Raw genomic sequence first — 22,278 nt, 5'->3', positions numbered from 1 at the left:
GTTTCCGTAGAAGGTTAAACCTTCGGGAAGCGTCCTGATACGTTGTTTGGGTTTATTTTCTAATCCATCTGTGTGTAATTCTTGGCCAGACCTCCTTCACTGGTTTCCTTGTACAGTGACGGCAGGTCGTGTCCTGTCTGTTTCATCACTTCTACCACCTTATCAAACGATACCCGGTGGTGTCCGTCTGTGAAGGCCGAGTAGATGTTGGCATCCAGGGCGCGGGCGGCGGCGTAAGCATTTCGTTCGATACAGGGAATCTGTACCAGTCCGCAAACCGGGTCACAGGTCATACCCAAGTGATGTTCCAGTCCCATTTCAGCGGCATACTCTATTTGGGCAGGGCTTCCACCGAACAGTTGGCTGGCAGCGGCAGACGCCATGGAACAGGCAACTCCCACTTCGGCCTGGCAACCCGCTTCTGCTCCGGAAATGGAAGCGTTATGCTTGACAATGTTTCCTACCAGACCGGCAGTAGCCAAGGCACGGAGTATACGGGCGTCGCTGAACTCACGGCTCCGTTGCAGATGGTAAAGTACGGCCGGTACTACTCCGCAGGCGCCGCAGGTAGGTGCCGTTACAATCTTACCACCAGATGCATTCTCTTCACTTACTGCCAAAGCATAAGAAAAGACCAGTCCGCGTGAGCGCAGTGAATCCTTGTAACCTTTGGCACGTATGTAATAGGAAGAAGCCTTGCGTCGCAAGTTCAATGGGCCGGGCAGTACTCCTTCGGCGTCCAGTCCCCGGTGTACGGCTTCTTTCATGGTAGCCCATACTTCCGACAGATAATCCCAGATTTCGGGGCCTTCACATTGTTCTACATATTCCCAATAGCTTCGTCCGGTATGTTCGCACCAGTACAGAATCTGGCTCATGGTGTTCATCTGATAGACATCCGGAGTAGCGGTACGGTCTTCTCCTTCTTCTGCCAATGCACCGCCTCCTACACTGAAGACTGTCCATTCATCGGTGGTTTTTCCGTTGGCATCTTTTGAGCGGAAGGTCATTCCGTTCGGGTGGAAAGGATAGAAGATATGCGGCTTCCACAGAATTTCTACCGGAGCATGAGGTTGCAGAACGTCCAGGATTGCCACATCCGTCATGTGGCCTTTACCGGTTGCTGCCAGACTGCCGTATAAAGTGACTTCGAAAGAGTGGGCTTCGGGGTGCTTGGCCAGGAAGCGTTCGGCTGCCTTGCGTGGACCCATGGTGTGGCTGCTGGAAGGTCCGGTACCGATTCGGTATAATTCTCTGATTGATTTCATAGATTTTCTGGGTTTGTTTGATGGTTTTGTGGCGTTTCCGCCGTTATCATGCGTCTACGGAGTCTGCCACTGGATGAAGCACATCCAACGGAAGACTCCGTACTGCAAAGTTAGGATTTTTTCTTTCCGAAATATAGGTATGAGCCGATTTTATTTCAAGTCGACCACTGTAATGCCTGCACCTCCGAATTGTACGTGCTCGTCCTGGAAATGAGCCACTCCCGGGACGGTAGCCAGGTATTGCCGGATGAGGGTACGCAGAATACCTGTGCCTGTTCCGTGCAGGATACGTACACGGCTGACTCCTACCAGGATAGCATCGTCTATGAAGTAAGTGACAGCCTGGATGGCTTCATCACCGCGCATACCCCGTACATCGATGTCTTGCTTGAAATTGAGCTTCTTTTCGTACATGTGTTCCTGGGTCTCGCTGCTTACAAAGGTGGCCTTTGTCAAAGACTTGTTCTGCTGAGGAGCCTCTGTACGTTCCAGCTTGTCTAACTTCACATTGGTCTTCATCAGACCGAACATCACGACAGCATTCTTTCCGTTGATTTCCAGTACCTGACCTACGCTGGTTTGCCCTTTGATACGGACGTAGTCGTCTTCTGCGATGGGTTTGATTACCGGAGCAGGCTGGGCAGGAGTTTTCTGTTGTTGGGCTTTCTTCTCTTTCTTGCGCTCCTGCTTTTCGCGCAGTTTATCCATTTTCCGGGCAATCTTTTCTTCCATAGATTGTTTTTCGATGGCGGCTACCTGTTCCTTGAAGTCTGTCAGTTCCTGACGTGCCAGGCGTGTCATCTCCTTTTCAGCCTGCGCCTCCTTGATGGTACGGATGGTATTTTCAATCTTCGCGTTCGATTCCTGAAGCAGTTGTTCGGCCGCTTCTTTGGCTTTTTTCAGAATCTCTTTCCGACTACGTTCCAGCTCTTCCATCTCTTTCTCGTAGCGTGCGATGGTTTCTTCCATCTGTTTTTCCCGTTTGCGGATGTTTTGTCGTTTGGTTTCCCAGTAGCGCTTGTCGCGAACGATGTCTTGCAGGTATTTGTCGCTTTGGATGTATTCGCTGCCGACGATTTCCGAGGCATCGGCTATCACTTCTTCAGGAAGTCCAATCTTACGGGCAATCTCTACCGCAAACGAACTTCCGGGATTTCCTATCTGCAATTGGAAGAGGGCGCGCATCTCGTGGCGGTCGTATAGCATGGCACCGTTTACCACACCTTCGTGTGATTCGGCGAAATGTTTCAGGTTCTGGTAATGGGTCGTGATAACTCCGAATGTTTGTTTCTGGTTGAATCGTTTCAGTACGGCTTCGGCAATGGCACCACCTATCTGCGGTTCTGTTCCTCCACCGAATTCGTCTATCAGAATCAGACTTTTTTCGTTGCACGATTTCATCATTACCTTCATGTTGGTCAGGTGAGACGAGTAGGTACTCAGGTCATCTTCGATACTCTGTTCATCACCTATATCGATAAAAATGTGGCTGAAGATACCCGCATGGCTCCGTTCGTGCATCGGTACCAGCAGTCCACACTGCAACATGAATTGGAGGAGGCCTACTGTTTTCAGACAAACCGATTTACCTCCTGCGTTCGGTCCGGAAATCAGCAGAATACGTTGTTGGGGAGTCAGCTCGATTTCCAACGGCACCACATTCTTGCCATGTTTGGCCAGAGAAAGTTGCAATAACGGATGGATGGCATCAAACCAGTCGAGTACCTGACGGTCCTCGAAAGAAGGCTTGCCGGCCTTGAACTCCAGTCCCAGTAAGGCTTTGGCCCGGATAAAGTCGATTTCAGCCAGAAACTCGTACGACTGAAGCAGGGCCGGTATCTGTGGGCGGATAACTGCCGAGAATTCTGTCAGTATACGGATAATTTCCCGTCGTTCCTCTCCCTCCAGTTCGCGGATACGGTTATTGGCCTCTACCACTTCTGCCGGTTCGATAAAGACTGTCTTCCCGGTTGCCGATTCGTCATGTACGATACCTTTGATTTTACGCTTCATACCCGGTGCTACCGGAATCACCAGACGTCCGTCTCGCATGGTCGGAGTTACATCTTTATCTACATATCCTTCCGACTGGGCAGTACGCAGGATGGCATTCAGGCTGCGCGAAATGCTTCCGGTGGTGGCGCTCAGTTCGCGCCGGATGCGGAGCAGTTCAGCCGAAGCGTTGTCCTTTATCTTACCAAACTTATCCAGTATGTTGTTGATACGGGTAATCAGTTGCGGAAAAACCAGGATGTCGCCTGCCAGTTCTTTCAAGGCAGGGTAGGGGGAGTTCTCCTCCCCGTCAGCATATTCTTCGTCGTCATCGGTTTGTTGCAGGAAACGTACGATGTCTCGGATAGTTTCCAGCGAACGGCGCAAGTCGAATAGTTCCTGTTCGTCCATGTAGAGCCCTTCTACGCGGATACGTTTCAAGGAGGTCCGTACATCGAAGAAGTATTGATCCGGGAAACTGTCTTCTTCCTGGATGATACGGACAAATTCTACTACCTGCTCCAACCGTCGGTTGATGTCGGTATAGTCGTCAGAGAAGGCCATATCGTCTACCCGTTCTTCTCCCAGGGTACTGAGGCATTTGTTTTTCAACAGTTGCCTGATTTGGTCAAATCCGATTTTCTGTTCAAAATTCTGAGGATATATCATGTCTCAAATAACGTTCTCATGTTGGTTTGGACTGCAAAATTACGATAATGGCGAAAAATAATCAAAAAAACGCGCTTGAATGTTTGGCGGTTTAAAAAATAGTCGTACCTTTGCATCGCTTTCGAAAGGAAGTACTTCTGAAAACAGAGGTTTCGGAGAGGTGGCAGAGTGGTCGATTGCGGCGGTCTTGAAAACCGTTGTACTGCGAGGTACCCGGGGTTCGAATCCCTGTCTCTCCGCAATAAAGGGTGTAAATCAAGTAATTACGAGATTTACACCCTTTTTTACACCCAAAAATTAAAGAGAGTCGTTTCATTGAAATCTGTAAGACTGCATAGGCATTACACTTTATTTGAGTAATGAAAACATTTAAGCTCTTGGCTGTAACCTTGCCGAAGGCTTCGTTTATTATATTTCCATACATATTTCTTGTATTGTACTGACAAGTCTTGATACATGAAATCCGTCACATACCGCATGATGTACCTGTATGGATAACGGAATATAGAATTTATTTTCTTGCGTAAAATATTTTCCGAATGTAAAAATCGGCAATAAGTATCCGGTATCGGGCTTTATATTAAGATTGAATCCTGTGAACGTAGTCCAAGGTAATGAGGATATGGGAAAAACATTCTTAGGTGTTTGAGGTTTGGCATCTATATCGGTATTATTTCCATAGAGTTTTATATCCTGGTTATAATTGGATAAAAAGGTATTTAGATCTTTATCCCATTCCGTCCATATATTGGAAAAGGTTTCACATTCTTTATGGAAAACTGTATAACATGGGTGTAGTGTTTCCCATATCCCTACTTCTCCATTCTCGTTTATGTCTGTTCTGAACTCATCATAACAATTTACCGCTTTTGATAAGGCATAAATAAGAAGAGGATAGAGCTTAGTTTTATGTTCTGTCTTGAATCTGATAATTTCCGAAATTTCAATATTAACCGTTACACTGTATGTACAAGGTACCTTATCGAAAAAATGATCAAAATAAGGCTTTCTTGTCCAGTTGTTTCTGTCTATTATCTTAAACATTGTGATAAAAATTATTATAGATCTGTATTTATATAGATTTTTTCAGGGGGTATTGTCCTATGCCCGGCTTACAGTAGCAGCTATTTACCTCTCTCAAATTGAATAAGTTCAATGGGAGCTCCGTTGTGCTCTATCATTGCAACCAATATTCCGTCTGCCGGAGAGTTTACAGGTGTAAGTACAGTCAGTTTCCTTTCCCTGATTTCCTTTTCTATATCCTGAACCTCAAATGCAATATGAGGTACTTTCTGTACGAGAGGATGCATCTGGCAATCTTCTTCAAAACGCATCCATTCTATTCCGAAAGGACTGGTCGGAAATCCTGATACATAAAATTTCAAATGAGGTATATATACTTCACCCTCTTTCTTTTCCGTAGTAGGTATTCCTGTATGATGATATACCCATCCCCACTTTATACACTCGGCAATTTCATGTTCTTTTCTCATGACATTTGGAGTTTCAGTTATATCCCCGGTTTGTTCCTCTCTTTTATGAATACCTGTCTTTTCTGATATGGTATTTGTCAATTCTGCTTTTGTCATTCTATAAACGGTTTAAGTTCGTTGTGCAAATATACGAAAAGTATTTGAGACACTTATGATAATCTGTTGATTATTCGTTATCTTTTCATCGAAAATCCTCTTTTCTGTTGATGATCGTAAAGCCCATCCACCACATTGCCAACCTCTCGCTGAGCTTTTACCTGTTCACGGCTATCCAAGTTACCTTTCTGCTTGGCTGAGAAATACAGGAAATCCTCGGCAGCACGATGCGATTGCTTGTCATTGCCAAAGAGATTGAGGGCACTCTTGATGTCCGATACTTGTTCCGTGTCAAGACGGAACTTGTAACAATCACGGGCAAAACGGATGACACTGTGTACCGCCTTACGGAAGATGTCGCTCGTTTTGAGCAGCAGAAAACTAAGACAACCGATGATATGACTTTGCCATGCAATCTGGTTTTTAAGCCTTGTGGTTTCCTGTGTATGTTCCGTTTCCTTGCGGTTCAGTTCGGACCGGTGCTTGGCCTCCAGTTGCATCAGCTCACGACTATGGTCGTTCTGTATGGTCTGGATTTTATCCTGTAACCGTTCGATGGTTTCCTCGTGCGTGGAAATTTCAGTGCGCAAATCCTCTATTTCATTTTTCAGGGCTTTCGATTTCCCGGTAGCCCAGCCGACAGCGGCGTTCAGAAGCTCGCTTCCTTTTTCCTTGTTCAGTCTGGAGCGTTTCTCGCTGATAGCCCTGTCAAGCTCTTCACTCTGCTGTTCCTTTTCATTTGCCTTTTCGATAAGGGCGTTGGTAATATTTTCCGTTTCCAGCATCTTTTTGTTCGCCATTTCCAGCTGATGTTCCCGGTATTGCCTCGTGGCATCAAGCCGCTTCATTTCCTCCTTCTGCTTCCCAATGATAAAGTCGTTACGTTCCTGATGTTCCTTGCCGGTAACAGCCTTTGACTGCCCACGCTCCATCAGGAGAATGTCGGATGCCAAACTCTGCATTTCCGTCATGTCCTCGTCATTGAGCTTTCGGCTCTTTCCGGTTTCGTGGTTCATCCAGTCGAAAACGACATGAGCATGATAATTTGGCTTGAACCACTTTTCACCGACTTGGAAACTCTCCCTATCCCCGGCTTCGGGTTGTCCACTAAGCCAGTGTCCCTCGTCCTTGTGCAGGAAGATTTGTAGCGGTGTGATGCCCCAGCGTCTTTGACATTCTTCGCCAAACTTGCGCACATCTGCCAGTGTCGTGTCCGGTCTGATGAGCAACACGCCCTCACGGATTGGCGAGCATCCCGCCACCTTGGTAATTTTCCCGTTCCTGCCTTTGCGTTCACGCTCCTTTTCCTGCATTGCTCGTCCGGTCTTTTCCTTGACCATCCGTTTGATGTTTTCATAGTGCGCCTGCAGGTCAGGATTGCCGAAGCCTGGGTTTATCCACTGCTCGTTATTGGAAGTCAGTTCGGGTACGATGTAGATTTGAGACTTGCCGATATTGCGCATATACTCTGCTGTTCTTCGGTTATGGGCCCCGCTTGATGTGACTCTGCAGGGCTTGATGTGTATGCTTGATTTTGTTGCCATATTCTTAAATTTTGATTCGGATTGTTGATAAAATATTCTGTTGTCCACTCATAACCGCACAGGGTTCTTAGGGGTGTAACCCATAAGCGGAGATTGCAAAGAGAGGGTCTGCATTTTGCACTTCTGCAAAAGCCTTTGCTCGGGGTTCTCAGGGGAGAAACGCCCTGAGTGGGTCATTAGGGCAAAGCCCTAATCCCCTCGGGAGAGCCCACAACTACGTAAGCGAAGCGTGTAGTTATAGTGGGCTATAACCGGAAGCTTTTCGGTTTTTTGGATAGCGTATCATTCCTCTTTTTGACAGATTGCGCTTGCTCTTTTCTATCAGCTATTCGTTTCTGTAAATATTCGTTCAGATCTTTACATTCATTGTAGATTTGAGAGGCGTCACGTATATACCGAGTAGCATCATACTCCTTTCGGATTTGCTGTAGGGCTTCCATTCCTGCACGGTCATTGTCAAAGAAACAGTGGATGCGCTCATAGCTTCCCAACGGATAGAGTGCCTTGGGAACATTGGCTACGGAATTAAGAACTATGTAATCCTGCCTGTCGAAATCGGGTGATTGCGGACAGCTTTCCAGCCTTAAGGTAAGAAAGGAAAGGTAATCCATAAATCCCTCAAAAACGTAGCAGGTCTCCCTCGGTTCTCCCGAATGCCTGATGTGTGATATTTCCTTCGGTGCGACACATCCCTTGAAATATCGGTTGCGGATTTCATAACCTCCAGATATATTCGGAAAGGCAATGGCGAAATACCGTTTACCGCTGTGGGTGAAACGGGCTTCCTTACATTCTCTTTTCGCCAGTGCCGTGTTTATCCCTCTTTCCTGTAGGTAGGCAAGCAGGGCAGGAGAAGCCAGCAGCACAATGTCCAACTCCTGAAAACTCGGCTCAGAAAATGGCTGCTTGCCAAAAGAGAAAGACACGGGATGTATGTGTGGTGTCTGTTCCTCGATTTTCTGTAGAAGATAAGGCACATAGTCGGAACAGTAAAGTTCCTGTGCCAGTGCAATGATATTTCCACCTTTACCAATTGCAAAATCATACCATTGGTTGCGCTCTGTATTTACTTTGAACGAGGGTTCTGTCTCTTCCCGTAACGGGGATTTATACCACAGGTTGATACCTTGCTGTTTGACTGGAGAATAGCCCAAACTGTACAGAAAATCCGCTATCCTGATTTGTTTTGCTGTCTGTATATCCATAATAAGATGAGTGTTTGAATAATGGTTGGAATATTTATTCTCTTTTCGCCCGTACCTTTTTATGAAGTACGGTCTGTATAATCACTTCACTTTATTTTCGTATATATAGAATACGGTAATAAAGTGAAGCGGTTTACCATACCCTGCAACCACTTCGCTTAATCCTTAATATATAGACCAGCCGAATAAAGTGAAGTGATTACAGGTTAGACGGTCTAATAGTGAAAGTCCGGCTTGAACGTGTATTTCCTGCCGTTCTCCTGTACTATCATCCGTTTGTTCCGGAGCATGGTGATAAGTGATACCGCCTTTTGATGGTTCAGTTTTACACCTACCGACATATATGACTTGATTAAGGCGGTTTCCAGATCCTTGTAGCCGTATTCCTCTTTCAGTCCGAAAGCCGCTTCCAGTGCTATGCGGTGCTGCTGTTCGCTAATATGTCTGTAAGGGTCAAACTTTTCCTCTTCCGGTCTTCCGGGTTTCTTCGCTTCGGGTCTGTACCCCTCTATGAGTTCAGGCAATGCATTGTCGTTGATACGGAAAGCGAAAGGCTCGAAATCCATTGCACGGATGTGCATGGCTGAAACATTGCTTATATCCCCGTTGCTCTTGTCCTTTTCCACCAGCAGAACGGTTTCCGCCTTGTTGTTCAGTTCCGTACCGATATGACCTCTTGCGTTTTCATCGCCTTTGTTCTGGTGGAGTATCGTATGGATGTGTATCTGCCTGTCATCTGTCCACTGCATCAGTTTGGATATAATGCGTGTCGATTCTCCCGGACTGTTGATGTCATATACCATATCGCGGATGCCGTCTATGATTACAAGCCCTATGTCCGGTGTATTATAGATAGCCTGTTCAACAATCCTGATACGCTGTTCGGGCGTGTATTTCCTCAAAGCGAGAAACTCCAAATGTTCATTGTCCCTGTCATCAAGAAGACCAGCAAGCCGTAAAATACGTTTCATGACTTTCAGACAGTGATAAGGGCTTTGTTCCGTGTCCACATAAAGAATCTTCCTTTTTTCTTCCGGTAGTTCCGCAACATACCGCAGTACCGTACCGTTTTTCAATGCAGCGGCTACGATAGCCGATACATTGAAAGTCTTTTTACTTTTGGCTTTGCCGATAGATGCACTGAAATTGCCCAGTGTACCAATGACCGAACCTTGCACTTTTAGAATCTCAGGTGCTTTCTCGTAGACTTTCGACAGGCTCAGGCGTGAAGCTTGCCAAAGGATTATTGCCTGTTCTGCCGAAATCTCCTTTATTTCTTTCATATAGTCCATAAGCATACCTCCCATTATTTCCGTCCTCCTGTTTTCTTCCCGGCAAGTTCAAGTGCCAATTCTGCATCTACGATAATCTTGCGCCCTATCTGGGTAATCGCCTTGTCTATCTTACCGCTTTTCTTTATGCGGTTGGCAGTGGGCAGACTGCACCCGAACAGTTTGGCTATACCGAGTATTCCGTACACATACTTCTTTTCCGTGTCTGTAACGGGTTGCGGCAATGCTTCGACCTGACCTGAAGCATGTTTACTCAGGAATATGAATTCTTCGCCTGTCATCTGCCAGACGGGTTTTGATAATAATTCTTGGATATCTGTCATCGTCCAATCTATTTAGTCGTTAAACAATCAGCCCTGCGCACTGGCTGTTATTTCTGTTCTCGAACGATGCAAAATTAGATAGGGTTATGAGTGGTAAGGATGGGGACGGTATAAGCCGAATATTATTATATCTTATTGAATATCAGAAAATAAAAATACCACTCAAAAATTATTTCGAGTGGTAAAAGTGGAAATATCGTAAAATAGCAAAATATATCACGCTGCGCAGAAAGAGGTACAAATAAATGATGAAGTCCTGTCCAATTATAGGCGACAGATTAGCAACATGAAAAATGTTGGTTATGTGCATAAGGATGTGACACTAGCTTATATCAATTTTTAGCTTATGGTTTGGGAAAAGGGGTTGTGTCAAAACTCCCTTTTTGAAAGACTAACCCCTGCTACAGCTATCTGTGACAGGGGTAAATCTTTATAATTTGGGTATTATGACACACCGTCCTTTTGTATCTATATTTGTTTTTTTAAACTATTATAGACATTTTTAAGTAAAGAAGAGTCTGAATTTGTAATTTGCATAAATTCAGAAGAAATTTTCTCATTGACAAGAGGCATTGAAATGATAGTGCCATCATAAAAAAAAGCAATATATTTTCCTTTTGACAAATCTGTTGCATTTTCCAGTTTCTTCATACCATTTTTTTTAAGTTTAAAAACGATGATACTGTTTCCTGTATTATCTGTCTCAAGAGATACTTCTGATATGTCCTTAGTAGTCATAAAGGGCTTTTCCGACAACTCTTTGCTTTGATTATCAGAAACATAGTACCATCCATTTTCTCGTTCTTTGTTCTCACATCCTGTGATGAAAAATAGACTTGAAATTAAGGCTAATAAGCCAAAGTGGAATTTCTTTCTCATAATTTGTTGAATTAATAATTGTTACCTATTACCAGATTCTAGATTTGCTTTAATTTAATGCTTTGTTTAGTGGGATTATCTGAATATATGTTCCATTTCCTTGGCGAAATTTTGGTTGCTGTCACTGGGGAAATCTGAAACAGGCTCCTTGTATTTGGATTTGTAGTAGCTGTCGTCAATATCCAGCAGTTTCAGTATTCTGTCTTTCCATTTGTCCCTGTCCTGCTTGGAGAGTTTCTCGCTCATCAGGAATATCAGATAGCATACACGTATTTTCTCTCTCGGTTTTATTTTCAGCTTACAGTTGCAGGGGTGAAGATTCATATTGGCATAGAAATCCGGTGCGGAAATTTCTTCGAACTGTTCTCCTATGCACACCTCATGAATGAGCGAAAGTAATTTCATGCTGAAATATTCCTGTTGTTCTTCTGTTGTTTCCTGCTGACTGATTGGTTTGCCCGGTTCGTCCTGCTGCTTCCCGTCAGGAATGTATTTCTTTAATATATCCAGAAAAAGGCTGCTTTGACGGTATATGTCCGAACAACAGTTCTTCATATATTGGAATGCCTCTGTTCTTGCAGCCTTTTGCTGGTCATAGAGTTTGTTCAGTTTTGCTTTTTCCCTGTCATATTCAGCCTTGCAGCGTTCATATTCTTTTTCTGCCTGTTTTTCCTCTTCGGCTGTATGCTCCCTGTAACCAATGGAATCATACCTGTTGTTGGCTTCATTCAGCGGCTTGCTCAGACTTCTTGTAACATCCAGCTGGGCTTCAATTTCCTGAGAATACCTTTCCATGTGCTGATAGCAAGCACGTTCTATGGCTCTGTCACTTAACGGGCGTATCTCATAAGCCTGTATGCTCTTTTCTATTTCAGTTTTCAGGCTGTTGAGTATCAAGGTGTATTGCTCTTTTTGCCTGTCAAGCACCAGTTCAAGTATGGCGGCTTCAAAGGATTTCATGTCATTATACTCCTGATAGAAATCCGATATGAATTTCTGCCTGTCAAAAGAGAAAGCGTAATTATCTATATAGTCTCTGTATATTCTGTTGAGTTCTCCGTATTGGGGAATCATCGTCTGTATCTTTCCTGCCATATACTTTAATATTAAGGGTTCTTGTCCTTGTCAAGGAATAAGGTCAGTTCTTCTTCCACTTCTTCTATACTCGGTAGGGCAGATTTCAGATTTTCGGGTACTGCCTTGCTCAATTGATAGTCGCTGATACCTATCGGCTGGTCATATCCAGCCAAGGCATATTGTGCCACGACCTCATCCTTACCCCTGCACAGCAAAAGACCGATGGTCTTGTTATCATTTTCTCCCCTCAGTTTATCATCTACAACATTGATATAGAAATTTAACTGCCCTGCATATTCCGGTTTGAATGGTGTTGCTTTCAATTCCACGACAACATAGGCGTGAAGCTTGATATTATATAGAATCAGGTCGGCGAAAAAGTCACTGTCCCCAATCTGGAAATGTTTCTGTCTGGCAACAAAAGCAAAGCCGTTACCCATTTCCAGCAAGTAACGGGTTACATGCTTTACCAACTGTTCTTCTATATCCCTTTCGTCAGCCTTTTCCTTTGCTCCTGCCAAGTCAAAGATATACGGGTCTTTTAACAGATAATTGGCAAGATCGCTTTGAGGTGCCGGAAGTGTGGCAGTGAAGTTGTTTACCTTGTTACTCTTGATTTGTCTGTCATACAGATTGCTTTCAATCTGCATTTTCAGCACATTACTGCTCCACCCCATTTCTACAGATTGTTTCATATACCAATACCTTACACCTAATGGTAGCGGATTATTGAGTATGACCATATGGCTTGCCCAATTTATTCTTGCAATCGGTGACGTCAAGAATAAATCTTCTATATCCTCTATTTTTATTTTATAGATGGTTGCTACTGTTTTTGCTACATTCTGAAATTGCGCAGGAATCTCCTGCGTAATTTCTAAAGATTGATTATCTGTAGATTGTATTTGCGCAGTAAGTTCCTGCGTAAATTGCCCGCTATTAAGTTTAAGGACTTCATTAGTAATGTTTTGAATATTGGGGACAGACAGTATTGAATCTGTTTCAATAAAACTACGAAGTACATTTAACGGATATAAACGGGCAAACTGGCACATATAAGTAAGATTACGCTCCGAATATCCTTTCTTTTCCGGGTAATTGAATCGGATTGCCTGCGCCAACTTCTTGATAATTTTACCACCCCACCCATGCAGGTGTTGGTGGTACAGTATATAATTACCCATTTTCCAGTAATGGAACAACATCTGCGCATTGGCAGCGGTAATCAACCGGACTTGTGCCTGTTCTATTTCCGAACCGACAGCATGGACAAAGGCATCAAAATGACCTTTCTTTATATTATGTTCGTTGTTATTCTCCATATCACTAACTATTACTTAACAAAGATAACTTTAATAAATGATAATCTGTGAAACTGACTGATACTTTTATAGTTGGTTGAACCTGTTCATTGCATTAGCCTTAATATCATCGGCTATGTCAATGTACGGTTTCATTGCCTTGTAGTCGCTGTGTCCCGTCCATTTCATTACAACCTGTGCTGGAATACCGAGAGCCAGCGCATTACAGATGAATGTCCTTCTTCCTGCATGTGTGCTGAGCAATGCGTATTTCGGTGTAACTTCATCTATACGTTCATTTCCTTTGTAGTAGGTTTCACGTATAGGTTCGTTAATTTCTGCCAGTTCTCCCAGTTCCTTCAGGTAATCGTTCATTTTCTGATTACTGATAACGGGCAGTGCCATGTGGTTTTCAAAATGGATGTCCTTGTATTTTTCAAGTATGGCTTTACTGTACTTGTTCAGTTCAATACTCAGACTGTCTGCCGTTTTAACGGTGGTAACTTCTATATGGTCGGACTTAACATCACTTCGCTTTAAGTTACGGACATCCGAATATCGCAGACTGGTGAAGCAACAGAACAGGAAAACATCCCGGACACGTTCCAGATATTGTTTGTCTTTGGGTATTTGATAATCTTTAAGTTTGTTCAGCTCATCCCATGTAAGAAAGATTACCTTCTTGGAAGTGGTTTTCAGTTTAGGTTTGAATGTGTCGTATGCGATATTCTGGTTATATCCCTTTTTGAAACTCCACCGTAAAAACCATTTGAGAAATCCCATTTGCTTGCCGATGGTACTGTTCCTCATATCCTTTTTGTCTCGCAGGAAATTGACATACTCGTTCAAACCGAACTCATCGAAATACTCAAAGGTCACATCTTCCTTGAACTCCTTGAGGTGATTTTTAACGGCTGCAAACTTTTCGTATGTGGATTCAGTCCAGTTATTCTGGTTGCCGCATTCTTTTACAAATTCATCGAACACCTCCCAAAAACTTATTCGTGCTTCTTCCTGCTGTTCTTCGTTGGCATTCTTCATCCGTAGGTTGAACGCATCCTTTAGTTGTTGGGTGGTTGGCATGGTTTCCTGTACCTCAAACTCCTTGAACACATTTTGAATTTCGGTATAGTATTTCAGAAGATCGGCATTGATTTCAGATGCACTTTGCTTTAATTTGTTGGTACACCCGTTCTTCACTCGCTGCTTGTCAGCATCCCACTTGGCTACATCAATGCGGTAACCCGTTGTAAACTCAATGCGCTGGCTTGCGTATATGACACGCATACGGATAGGCACGTTCTCCACGATTGGCACACCGTTCTTCTTCCGGCTTTCCAATGCAAAAATGATGTTTCGTTTGATATTCATAATTGGGTGCGTTTGAAATTCTACACCCAAATATACACCCAATATTTGGAATAGCAAAAGATATTCAGAAAGATTTAGATTTACTATGCATTCCAAATTGTGTGTGATTATCAATGATTTGCAATTTTATGATATTTCTTGAATGTGTAGGTTCGAGAGCCTGTCTCTCCGCTGAAACCTAAGACATTAGGTAGTCAAATTAAGACAAGTCCCGTAAAATCAACGTTTTACGGGACTTTTTCTATTTATCCGGTGGACAACCGAAAGACATTAAAATGCCCACTTCAGACAAAGTTCCGTTACAAAATCGTTACAGGAAAATCGGGAAAATCTTCTGTAACGATTTTCGATGTAAGTCCTTGATTTGTCGCTCATTGACGTTCAAATGTCTGCTTATAACCCAATTATTAATTATTCCTTTGCAGAGGGAAGTCATTACACCCACTGTAACGGAGCTAAATTAAAAAAGGATATGAGTAAGAGTACATTTAAGATTCTGTTCTATCTAAGAAAGAACTATCTGAACAAGGAAGGAAAAGCGGGTATTATGATTCGTCTGTCGCTTAACGGTGAAATTTCTCAATTCAGCTCAAAGCTGGATATAGAACCTGATAAATGGGATACCACATTGGGCAAGGCGAAAGGAAATACACAAAAAGCCCGCCAGTTGAATGAAACATTGGAGGACATCCGTGCTTCGCTGAAAAACCACTACCGGGATATTGAAGTGCATGAGTCATTCGTAACGGTAGAAAAAATACGCAATGCGTTTTTGGGAATAACGGCGAAACAAAGAACACTGCTGGAACTTTTCAAGAAACACAATGAGGATGCAAGAAAACTGGTCGGCATCAGCAAGACTCCTGCCACCCTCGCAAAGTATGACCGCTGCTACCGAAGGCTGGAGGAATTTATGAAAGTGAAATACAATATTTCGGATATATCACTGAAGGAAATCGGCCATATGTTCATTACGGACTTCGAGAACTATCTGAGAACGGAAAGCAAATGCAATGAGAATACTACGGCAAAATTCATGCAGACGTTCAAGATGATTGTAATCATCGCCAAAAATAACGGTTGGATTTATACTGACCCGTTTTCAAATTATAAAATCAGACTGAAACGTGTGGACAGAGGCTATCTGACGGATGCGGAACTGCAAAAGATAATGAAGAAGAAGTTTCCGACTAAAAGACTGGAACAGGTACGGGACGTGTTCCTGTTCTCCTGTTACACGGGATTATCATATGTGGACGTGAAGGAACTGAAGGCAAGCGACATCAGAATCTCGTTTGACGGGAAGCCGTGGATCATGACGCACCGTCATAAGACAGATACTCCGGTAAACGTACCGCTGCTGAAAATACCCCAAGCGATACTCCAGAAATATGAAGGTCAGCTCCCCAAAGGTCAGTTGCTGCCTGTACTGAGCAATCAAAAACTTAATTCTTACTTAAAAGAGATTGCGGATTTGTGCGGTATAAATAAAAATATTACCTTCCACCTGGCACGTCACACGTTTGCTACGACCACTACTCTGGCTAAAGGCGTGCCGATTGAAACGGTGTCGAAAATGCTGGGGCATACGAACATTGAAACGACGCAAATCTATGCCCGCATAACCAATGAGAAGATAAGAAAGGATATGGAGGTCCTTGCAGGAAAACTGGATGCCATGTTATGACCTCCATGCTGAGATTCCATATATAATGTATAAAAGCAACTATTATGGTGAGATTTGGCAATTTTGAAGTGGAATATAACCGCAATGCACCTGATAAGGTGAGCGTAAGGATAGAAACGGACGACAAGGGCGAGGTATGGTTGCCGAAATGCGACATCGCACGGGCGTATGGAGTGTTTGTACAGTCGGTAAATGCCGGACTGAAATCCCTTGCAAAAACCGGTGACTTTGATGAATACCGGGATGTGCGGGTGGAACATTTCACCTATAACGGAAAAAATTGCAGTGTGGACCTCTACAGTCTGGCAACCATCATTGCACTGGGATTCCGCATGAAGGGACTGAAATGCGAGGCATTCAGAAAATGGGCTGCAAGACGGCTGGCAGAATCATTTGAAAAGAAGAAAAGTACGGTGATTCTCTGCATGAGCGGCGAAAAGAGAAACAGCTGGAACTGAAAGTCGCAGGATATGGCGGATATACGTGTCGGGATAGTCTCCCCTGTTCGGGAGGCTGTCCCGACACGTGTTTTATACAAGTTAAAAAATGTAAAACTGTAAATACGCTTATCCGTAAACCGATAATAATGTGTAACTTAAATCCCTCTTAAACCTGTAATTAAAGACGGAAACGGTATGGTGGAAGAATTTGACCTGCTTGAAGAGGTGGAAGTGCAGTTCTGCGATGAGGAATGCACGGAGTCGGTATGGCACGGAGTGAATTACAGCGAGAGCCTGTTCTGCAGGGAGAAACCGAAGTCGGAACTGACGGTAGTCATCAGAGAGGAAGGCATGATGTACTTCCTGACTGCGGACATAAAGGAGTTTGCCGGTCTGTGCCGGAAACACGGGTGGTACATCGTCTCGCACCAGCGGTTCAGCGAGGCGATGGAAATCGGCATGTGCCTGATGGAAGCCGGGAAACATGCGGGATGGTATTCACTGGGCAGGTCGAAGGAATGGAATGCCATGATGAGGGATGTGCTGAACTTTACGTTTGAAAGGGAGAAGAAAATGGATTTCTATCCGTACGAAACGATGTTCAAGGGAGAAGTTCTTATAGACGGATGCAGGTGTCACTACCTGCATGACTATTACCCAACGAAGATTGAAAAGACGAATGCACACCAAAAACGGGTAAGCAACCTGATATTCCGTTTTAAGGAAGGAGGACACTGTGGCGAGCTGGTCGCACGGATACTGGCACTGTGTCTGAAACATGCGGGATTCAACGGAACGAAGGAAGATACGGTACTGATACCTATACCGGCATCGACAAGGGAAAGACAGCGGAAACGCTTTCCGGTGGTGTGCTACTATCTGTCGGAATGGCTGGGCATTACGGACGGTTTCAAGGCCATCTGGATAGAGGAAGACCGAGAGCAGCTGAAAGGAAAGGGAAAGGATAAGGACATACTGCGGAACCTGCAATTCACACGGCGGTATATTAGAGAAAAGAATGTTGTCCTGCTGGATGATGTACTCACGACCGGGGAGAGCTTCAGGCAACTGCAACGAAAGATGAAACAACTGGGGGCATTGTCGGTTATCGGGGTGTTTCTGGGGAAAACAGTATGAAACTTACTATAATGATTATCCGTATATTGTCCGTTGAAACTTGAACACTATGATTGTAAACATATCATGTGAAATGTTTTATATATTATTGAAATTCAGCATATTTATACTGGTAGATATTAAAGTCTCTCAATATGAATATTCTGAATTTCATGAGTAATTTCGAAGATGAATCCTATGTGATCTATTTGAAAGAACAATAGGAACGCTACGGAGTCGTAGGCAAGCATTGCGGTTGTACCGAACATCGTTGAGATGTCCACAAATGCTGTTTTGAGTGTCGGAACACAACATCCGTCAGTTCTTACGTTTAGGTACTATCATTTAGAATAGTAAACTTCCGTTCTACTACTAAATCGTCACCATGTTCCCACTAATGAGTACCGAAATCCTTCTCCACGAAAGAAATCCGTCGTCAGTTGGGGCATAAACGATACCAGCCTGTCTAGAAGATGCTCTGCAAGTTTCGTGATGTCATGGGTAAACATGACGTACTGTATTCCCAGGACGACAGATTGAGCTTGATGACGGATTCTTCACCACGAAACGTCCCGAAAAAGAGAAGGATACTTCACTAAAAAAGGGACGTGACAGTCAGAAGAAGTCCAAATTGGAGGGATATCTGAGGATGTAGGTCTTTCCGGACCTGAATACACAGACAGGCAGCAATGTTGCAAAGAGACACCTTGAATCATCCGTCTAACCGACCACTGATGATTCCACCTCTAGCCATAAGCTCGGGAACATGTATATAGATAGATACGGTAATTTCGGACAAAAAGAACGTGGCAAAGATGCTGCCGTAGGTACATATCGCCATTAGCAATGCTAATGCTAAGAGATTGCTTTTGGGTATGCAGCACCACAGAATCAAATACGAGTATCTACAATATTACCTCAACGAATTCTGATACAAGTTCAACAGAAGATATTTTGGAAAGAAGCTTTTCAACAAAGTCGTCCTATCAGTCATCAGTTACAACGTCTATTGCAAGTCAAGAACATGCAGACGGATAGCATGCGGATAATCATTATATCGTTTGTTCACTGAAAATAAGAATAACTTGTGAAATCATTATATTAACCATCATCTTGTTCCAATTTTATGTATCTTTGCAACGTAAAAGCTTACATATTAATAGATTTTATGAATATTATTATACCAAAAGAGAAAACGCCAAATGGCAAATATACGAAAGAAGCCCAAACAGAAATTAAGAAACAGGTTTTAGTTTTTGTAAGTAAAATTTGTGAGGAATCTGAACGCATGGAATTATCATCTACTAATGATATCAACCTGGTACAAATAACTCCTCACACAATACAACGGGCTGTTAAATATGTGATAGAAGAAAGAGTCGAAAAGAAAAAAGATCCTATTTTTATTGATTACATCTGCCCAGGGATACAAGGATTAATAGCTCTGATTTTGGCAATTATGCCATTCTTTGATTTTCAAAAAAAATGGGCTGCTGTATCATTAGGTGTTGTATATATCATTTTTCTCGTTATTCAAATAACATATAAATCGAAATAAATTATGACAAATAAAATAATAAGCCACGAGGCGGAAATATGGCTTAATGAAGAGTTGGAAAAATACAAATCAGATATTATTTCTCGTGTTCCGTTTACCAACGGAGACCGAGAAATAACTGTACAAGATCTCATTCAAGCAAAATATGCATTGGATAATTACAACTCCATCTACAATATGGTAATTAAGAATATGATAAAGCAACAACGAAAATTTCTATACATAGCTACACTATGTATAATAGTATTCTTAATAAGCATATTGTATTTTATCGTTGGCTATAGTAATACATCTAGGGATATCGAATTCTTAACATTTATCATGACAGTTGCAAGTTTTATTATAGCATTTATGTCAGTAATCATTATCTATAGTATTAAAAATAAGCAACGACAAATACCTGACAAGAAAAAGCTTGTTGATATTTACATGAACAAATGGAATGATTTTGAATGGAACTTAAAGCAACAATACTTCAAAGAAGAAAACAAGCAAGCCTCATCTTTGTTAAGTGTAATGCAATTATATTTAGGGACATTTGATGAAAATTACCCACAAAAGGCTAAAGATTTTTATTATACACTCAATATGCGTAACCGAATTATTCACGGAGAATTAAGTGCTATTAATAATGAAGAATTAAACTACGCCATAAAAATCATCGACAAATTATCATCAGAGCTTAAATTTAAACAAAAAATATAAAACTCTTGATCTCACTATTAAATAAACGTCTATTTTACATGTCTAGTAATATAGACGTTTATTATTCCTCTTTTCACCCAAGTATTCCTTAAAATAATATCACGATAAAAGAAAAAATGGCTACTCCATGATATACTTTTGGCAGCAATTGATATTCCCAAACTAGATACACTAAACAATAGTTGCACGTATATAAGTTGGTTACTTATTCCTAATAAAGCTTCATTTATGAACTTATTTTTAGCTGTAAGTGCCAAATCACCGTTGGTATGCCCACAAACGTTGTTTCGAGTGCCGGAACTGCCACAGCCTCCCATTCCGCTACTGGATTGCCACCATGTTCCTGTTGGTGAGTACCAAGAAATCCTTTTCTACAGAAGAAATCCGCCGTCAGCTGAGGGCATAAATGATAGCAGCCTGTTTGGGGGATGGTCTGCAAGCTTAAAAAGGGGACGTGGCAGTCAGAAAAAGTCCAAAGTGATGGTCATGCTGGAAAGTGTGCCTTAGTAGAGACATCCCTGGAAAGGGAAGTCTTCCAAAGTGGTGGGACATCTGAAGAAGCAAATCATTCCCAATAAAAAAGATAAACTTAAAAAGGAAAGAAGAAAAAGAAATAAAAGATTTGGTTAAGACTCTAAAGATGTAGTTTTGATAAGCGAAGCAATTTAGATAAGATTGTTAATGAATCAGGCGGCTTCATCCGTGCTTTAGTGCCGGATGGAGCCGCTTTTTTTGTGCCCGTATGCGGGGAAAACGGGGATTACGGAAGAAAAATAAGGAAAATCATTCCCTACTATGGAAATACTATGGATTGTGCCTGTGTGGAGTTGCGCACCTTTGCAGCGTAACCAATACGGAAGGATATGGAAATAATAACGATGGACAATGAGGTCGTGAAGACGATGATGGAGAAGATAGACCGCATAGCGGACTATGTTTTCAAGAAAGATAACGTGCCGAAGGAGGAAGCGGAAATCCTGCTGACGAGCGAGGAGGCGGCGGACCTGCTGAAAATCAGCACGAGGACACTGCAACGGATGCGAAAGGACAAGACTATTCCCTACATGATGGTGAGAAGCAAGTGCCGGTACAGACTGACGGATCTGGAGGAATGCGTGAGACGGAAAATCGTACACTGCAATCCCAAGACGCTGGAGGAGTTCAAGCATAACTACCTGATGACAAGAAAGGAGGCGGATGATGGAAGGGATTGGTAAGGATGTGTTCGAGGAATGGATGAAGCGCCTCATGGAACGGATTGACCGGCTGGACAGCATTATATCGGTGCTGATAAACAAGGAAGCGGCGGGCGTGAAGTACATGGACGGAGAACGGCTGTATGACAATCAGGACCTGTGCGAGATGCTGAGAACGAGCAAACGGTCGCTACAGCGGTTCCGCAGCGAATACGGACTGCGTTACCAGAAAATCAGCCGCAAGACCTACTACAAGGAATCGGACGTGCTGGAGTTTATCAGCCGGAACATGGAAGAGGTGACGCTGGACGGCAAAAGGGTGCTGAAAGTGAAGGAAGGAACGGGAAAGAAAGCTCCGGGCAAAACGGCGAAAGGGAAAAAAGGAGGCAGAAGGAATACCGAAACTGACAAACGCACGTGAAACGGAGGCGAAAAGAAAAATCAGTAATGGATGGTGAACCGGATGTAAACGGAAAGCTGAGGGCGAGCCTGATGCAAACCGGGACTGAAAGGTGAACGGGAAACCGGAACGAAAAGATAAACAGACCTGTACGGGAATACCGGCGGGACTATCATCAAACAATAAAAAAAAATCAATCAATGGAACAGAAAAAGAAAAAGCAAGAGGATGTACTGGTCGTCCGCGACGAGAAGACGGGCGAAATCAGTGTGGTTGCCGGACTGGATGCCAGGGGCTATCCCAAGAGGGCACAGGCAAAGGCGGAACACTCGCAGGAGTTTTTGCGCTTTGACCGCCACGGGGATGCGATAGACAATTTCATGAGAAATTTCTACCGCCAGTGTAAGGAGCCGACACGATTCGGTTTCTACAGGGTGGCAGCGGACACGGTGGAAGCTCTGCTTCCGGTTATCAAGGACCTGCTGAAAGACCCTGTGGCGAACGCTGACCTGCTCGCACCGCACAAAGTGGATACATCGGCGTACCAGCAGGCTGAGGAACAGCAGACTACGGAGGAGGCGAAAACAGAAAATGCCGAAACGGAAACTGAGGAACAGCAGGCTGCGGAGGAGATGAAAAGAGAAAATGCCGAAACGGAGACTGAGG

19 protein-coding genes, 1 tRNA gene and 3 pseudogenes are annotated in these 22,278 nt (G+C 43.4%); 11 read left to right on the top strand and 12 right to left on the bottom strand.

What is annotated here, in order from left to right:
* Positions 1-59: 59 nt before the first annotated feature.
* Positions 60-1,268, bottom strand: a complete 1,209-nt coding sequence (locus C510_RS0100235; RefSeq protein ID WP_018709325.1) for an L-serine ammonia-lyase — start codon at positions 1,266-1,268, stop codon at positions 60-62.
* Between the two features lie 150 nt (positions 1,269-1,418).
* On the bottom strand, positions 1,419-3,929 hold the full coding sequence (locus C510_RS0100230) for an endonuclease MutS2 (protein WP_018709324.1): 2,511 nt from the start codon (positions 3,927-3,929) through the stop codon (positions 1,419-1,421).
* A gap of 154 nt (positions 3,930-4,083) precedes the next feature.
* Between C510_RS0100230 and C510_RS0100225 the strand changes: the two genes are divergently transcribed.
* Positions 4,084-4,168: transfer RNA gene (locus C510_RS0100225), tRNA-Ser, on the top strand.
* 169 nt (positions 4,169-4,337) lie between these two features.
* Here the strand turns inward: C510_RS0100225 and catA are convergent.
* The 10 genes from catA to C510_RS0100175 form a co-directional block, all read right to left on the bottom strand.
* Positions 4,338-4,973 (bottom strand): type A chloramphenicol O-acetyltransferase, encoded by a 636-nt coding sequence (catA, locus tag C510_RS0100220; RefSeq protein WP_018709323.1) that lies wholly within the window; start codon positions 4,971-4,973, stop codon positions 4,338-4,340.
* A gap of 80 nt (positions 4,974-5,053) precedes the next feature.
* Complete coding sequence (locus C510_RS0100215; RefSeq protein ID WP_018709322.1) at positions 5,054-5,518, bottom strand: glyoxalase/bleomycin resistance/dioxygenase family protein; 465 nt, start codon at positions 5,516-5,518, stop codon at positions 5,054-5,056.
* 77 nt (positions 5,519-5,595) lie between these two features.
* The gene (locus tag C510_RS0100210) at positions 5,596-7,062 is read right to left on the bottom strand and encodes a mobilization protein (protein WP_025892502.1); all 1,467 of its coding nucleotides are present in this window, start codon (positions 7,060-7,062) and stop codon (positions 5,596-5,598) included.
* Between the two features lie 245 nt (positions 7,063-7,307).
* Positions 7,308-8,267, bottom strand: coding sequence for a toprim domain-containing protein (locus tag C510_RS0100205; protein ID WP_018709320.1), 960 nt, complete (start codon positions 8,265-8,267; stop codon positions 7,308-7,310).
* 215 nt (positions 8,268-8,482) lie between these two features.
* Positions 8,483-9,559, bottom strand: a complete 1,077-nt coding sequence (locus tag C510_RS0100200; RefSeq protein WP_025892501.1) for an AAA family ATPase — start codon at positions 9,557-9,559, stop codon at positions 8,483-8,485.
* 14 nt (positions 9,560-9,573) lie between these two features.
* Positions 9,574-9,882: a DUF3853 family protein gene (locus C510_RS0100195; RefSeq protein WP_025892500.1), complete on the bottom strand. Its 309-nt coding sequence runs from the start codon at positions 9,880-9,882 to the stop codon at positions 9,574-9,576.
* A 468-nt stretch (positions 9,883-10,350) separates the two neighbouring features.
* Positions 10,351-10,761, bottom strand: coding sequence for a SecDF P1 head subdomain-containing protein (locus tag C510_RS0100190; protein WP_018709317.1), 411 nt, complete (start codon positions 10,759-10,761; stop codon positions 10,351-10,353).
* Positions 10,762-10,836: 75 nt separating this feature from the next.
* Complete coding sequence (locus tag C510_RS0100185; protein ID WP_025892499.1) at positions 10,837-11,856, bottom strand: hypothetical protein; 1,020 nt, start codon at positions 11,854-11,856, stop codon at positions 10,837-10,839.
* 11 nt (positions 11,857-11,867) lie between these two features.
* Positions 11,868-13,160 carry a PDDEXK nuclease domain-containing protein gene (locus tag C510_RS0100180; RefSeq protein WP_018709315.1) on the bottom strand — a complete coding sequence of 431 codons (1,293 nt, stop codon included), beginning with the start codon at positions 13,158-13,160 and terminating at the stop codon, positions 11,868-11,870.
* Positions 13,161-13,226: 66 nt separating this feature from the next.
* Entirely contained in the window at positions 13,227-14,510 is a 1,284-nt protein-coding gene (locus C510_RS0100175) for a site-specific integrase (RefSeq protein ID WP_018709314.1), read from the bottom strand.
* A 472-nt stretch (positions 14,511-14,982) separates the two neighbouring features.
* On the opposite strand from C510_RS0100175, the gene C510_RS0100170 reads away from it, so the two are divergent.
* The 10 genes and pseudogenes from C510_RS0100170 to C510_RS17450 all read left to right on the top strand — a co-directional run.
* Positions 14,983-16,197, top strand: coding sequence for a site-specific integrase (locus tag C510_RS0100170; protein WP_013617247.1), 1,215 nt, complete (start codon positions 14,983-14,985; stop codon positions 16,195-16,197).
* A gap of 44 nt (positions 16,198-16,241) precedes the next feature.
* Positions 16,242-16,655: a virulence RhuM family protein gene (locus tag C510_RS0100165; protein WP_013617246.1), complete on the top strand. Its 414-nt coding sequence runs from the start codon at positions 16,242-16,244 to the stop codon at positions 16,653-16,655.
* A 177-nt stretch (positions 16,656-16,832) separates the two neighbouring features.
* Positions 16,833-17,774 (top strand): ComF family protein, encoded by a 942-nt coding sequence (locus tag C510_RS0100160; protein WP_018709313.1) that lies wholly within the window; start codon positions 16,833-16,835, stop codon positions 17,772-17,774.
* 134 nt (positions 17,775-17,908) lie between these two features.
* Positions 17,909-18,802: pseudogene (locus C510_RS17840) on the top strand (IS1595 family transposase).
* Between the two features lie 119 nt (positions 18,803-18,921).
* A complete protein-coding gene (locus C510_RS0100150; protein WP_025892495.1) occupies positions 18,922-19,311 on the top strand; it encodes a hypothetical protein in 390 nt (129 codons plus the stop codon).
* 3 nt (positions 19,312-19,314) lie between these two features.
* Positions 19,315-20,016, top strand: coding sequence for a DUF1266 domain-containing protein (locus C510_RS0100145; protein WP_018709310.1), 702 nt, complete (start codon positions 19,315-19,317; stop codon positions 20,014-20,016).
* Positions 20,017-20,275: 259 nt separating this feature from the next.
* A pseudogene (locus C510_RS17670) lies at positions 20,276-20,604 on the top strand (IS1595 family transposase); the annotation flags it as partial.
* A 275-nt stretch (positions 20,605-20,879) separates the two neighbouring features.
* Complete coding sequence (locus tag C510_RS0100135; protein WP_018709308.1) at positions 20,880-21,233, top strand: helix-turn-helix domain-containing protein; 354 nt, start codon at positions 20,880-20,882, stop codon at positions 21,231-21,233.
* Entirely contained in the window at positions 21,217-21,633 is a 417-nt protein-coding gene (locus C510_RS0100130; RefSeq protein WP_018709307.1) for a helix-turn-helix domain-containing protein, read from the top strand. The genes C510_RS0100135 and C510_RS0100130 overlap by 17 nt, the downstream gene beginning before the upstream one ends.
* 179 nt (positions 21,634-21,812) lie before the next feature.
* Positions 21,813-22,278 (top strand): annotated as a pseudogene (locus C510_RS17450) (hypothetical protein); the annotation flags it as partial.

This window comes from Phocaeicola barnesiae DSM 18169 = JCM 13652 (genome assembly GCF_000374585.1).
GTDB lineage: Bacteria > Bacteroidota > Bacteroidia > Bacteroidales > Bacteroidaceae > Phocaeicola > Phocaeicola barnesiae.
This window is presented reverse-complemented; position numbering and strand designations above follow the sequence as displayed.

Bases quoted from the DNA above. Each gene is read 5' to 3' on its own strand.
- C510_RS0100235 (WP_018709325.1), bottom strand. From the start codon at position 1,268: ATGAAATCAATCAGAGAATTATACCGAATCGGTACCGGACCTTCCAGC.
- C510_RS0100230 (WP_018709324.1), bottom strand. From the start codon at position 3,929: ATGATATATCCTCAGAATTTTGAACAGAAAATCGGATTTGACCAAATC.
- catA (WP_018709323.1), bottom strand. From the start codon at position 4,973: ATGTTTAAGATAATAGACAGAAACAACTGGACAAGAAAGCCTTATTTT.
- C510_RS0100215 (WP_018709322.1), bottom strand. From the start codon at position 5,518: ATGACAAAAGCAGAATTGACAAATACCATATCAGAAAAGACAGGTATT.
- C510_RS0100210 (WP_025892502.1), bottom strand. From the start codon at position 7,062: ATGGCAACAAAATCAAGCATACACATCAAGCCCTGCAGAGTCACATCA.
- C510_RS0100205 (WP_018709320.1), bottom strand. From the start codon at position 8,267: ATGGATATACAGACAGCAAAACAAATCAGGATAGCGGATTTTCTGTAC.
- C510_RS0100200 (WP_025892501.1), bottom strand. From the start codon at position 9,559: ATGGACTATATGAAAGAAATAAAGGAGATTTCGGCAGAACAGGCAATA.
- C510_RS0100195 (WP_025892500.1), bottom strand. From the start codon at position 9,882: ATGACAGATATCCAAGAATTATTATCAAAACCCGTCTGGCAGATGACA.
- C510_RS0100190 (WP_018709317.1), bottom strand. From the start codon at position 10,761: ATGAGAAAGAAATTCCACTTTGGCTTATTAGCCTTAATTTCAAGTCTA.
- C510_RS0100185 (WP_025892499.1), bottom strand. From the start codon at position 11,856: ATGGCAGGAAAGATACAGACGATGATTCCCCAATACGGAGAACTCAAC.
- C510_RS0100180 (WP_018709315.1), bottom strand. From the start codon at position 13,160: ATGGAGAATAACAACGAACATAATATAAAGAAAGGTCATTTTGATGCC.
- C510_RS0100175 (WP_018709314.1), bottom strand. From the start codon at position 14,510: ATGAATATCAAACGAAACATCATTTTTGCATTGGAAAGCCGGAAGAAG.
- C510_RS0100170 (WP_013617247.1), top strand. From the start codon at position 14,983: ATGAGTAAGAGTACATTTAAGATTCTGTTCTATCTAAGAAAGAACTAT.
- C510_RS0100165 (WP_013617246.1), top strand. From the start codon at position 16,242: ATGGTGAGATTTGGCAATTTTGAAGTGGAATATAACCGCAATGCACCT.
- C510_RS0100160 (WP_018709313.1), top strand. From the start codon at position 16,833: ATGGTGGAAGAATTTGACCTGCTTGAAGAGGTGGAAGTGCAGTTCTGC.
- C510_RS0100150 (WP_025892495.1), top strand. From the start codon at position 18,922: ATGAATATTATTATACCAAAAGAGAAAACGCCAAATGGCAAATATACG.
- C510_RS0100145 (WP_018709310.1), top strand. From the start codon at position 19,315: ATGACAAATAAAATAATAAGCCACGAGGCGGAAATATGGCTTAATGAA.
- C510_RS0100135 (WP_018709308.1), top strand. From the start codon at position 20,880: ATGGAAATAATAACGATGGACAATGAGGTCGTGAAGACGATGATGGAG.
- C510_RS0100130 (WP_018709307.1), top strand. From the start codon at position 21,217: ATGGAAGGGATTGGTAAGGATGTGTTCGAGGAATGGATGAAGCGCCTC.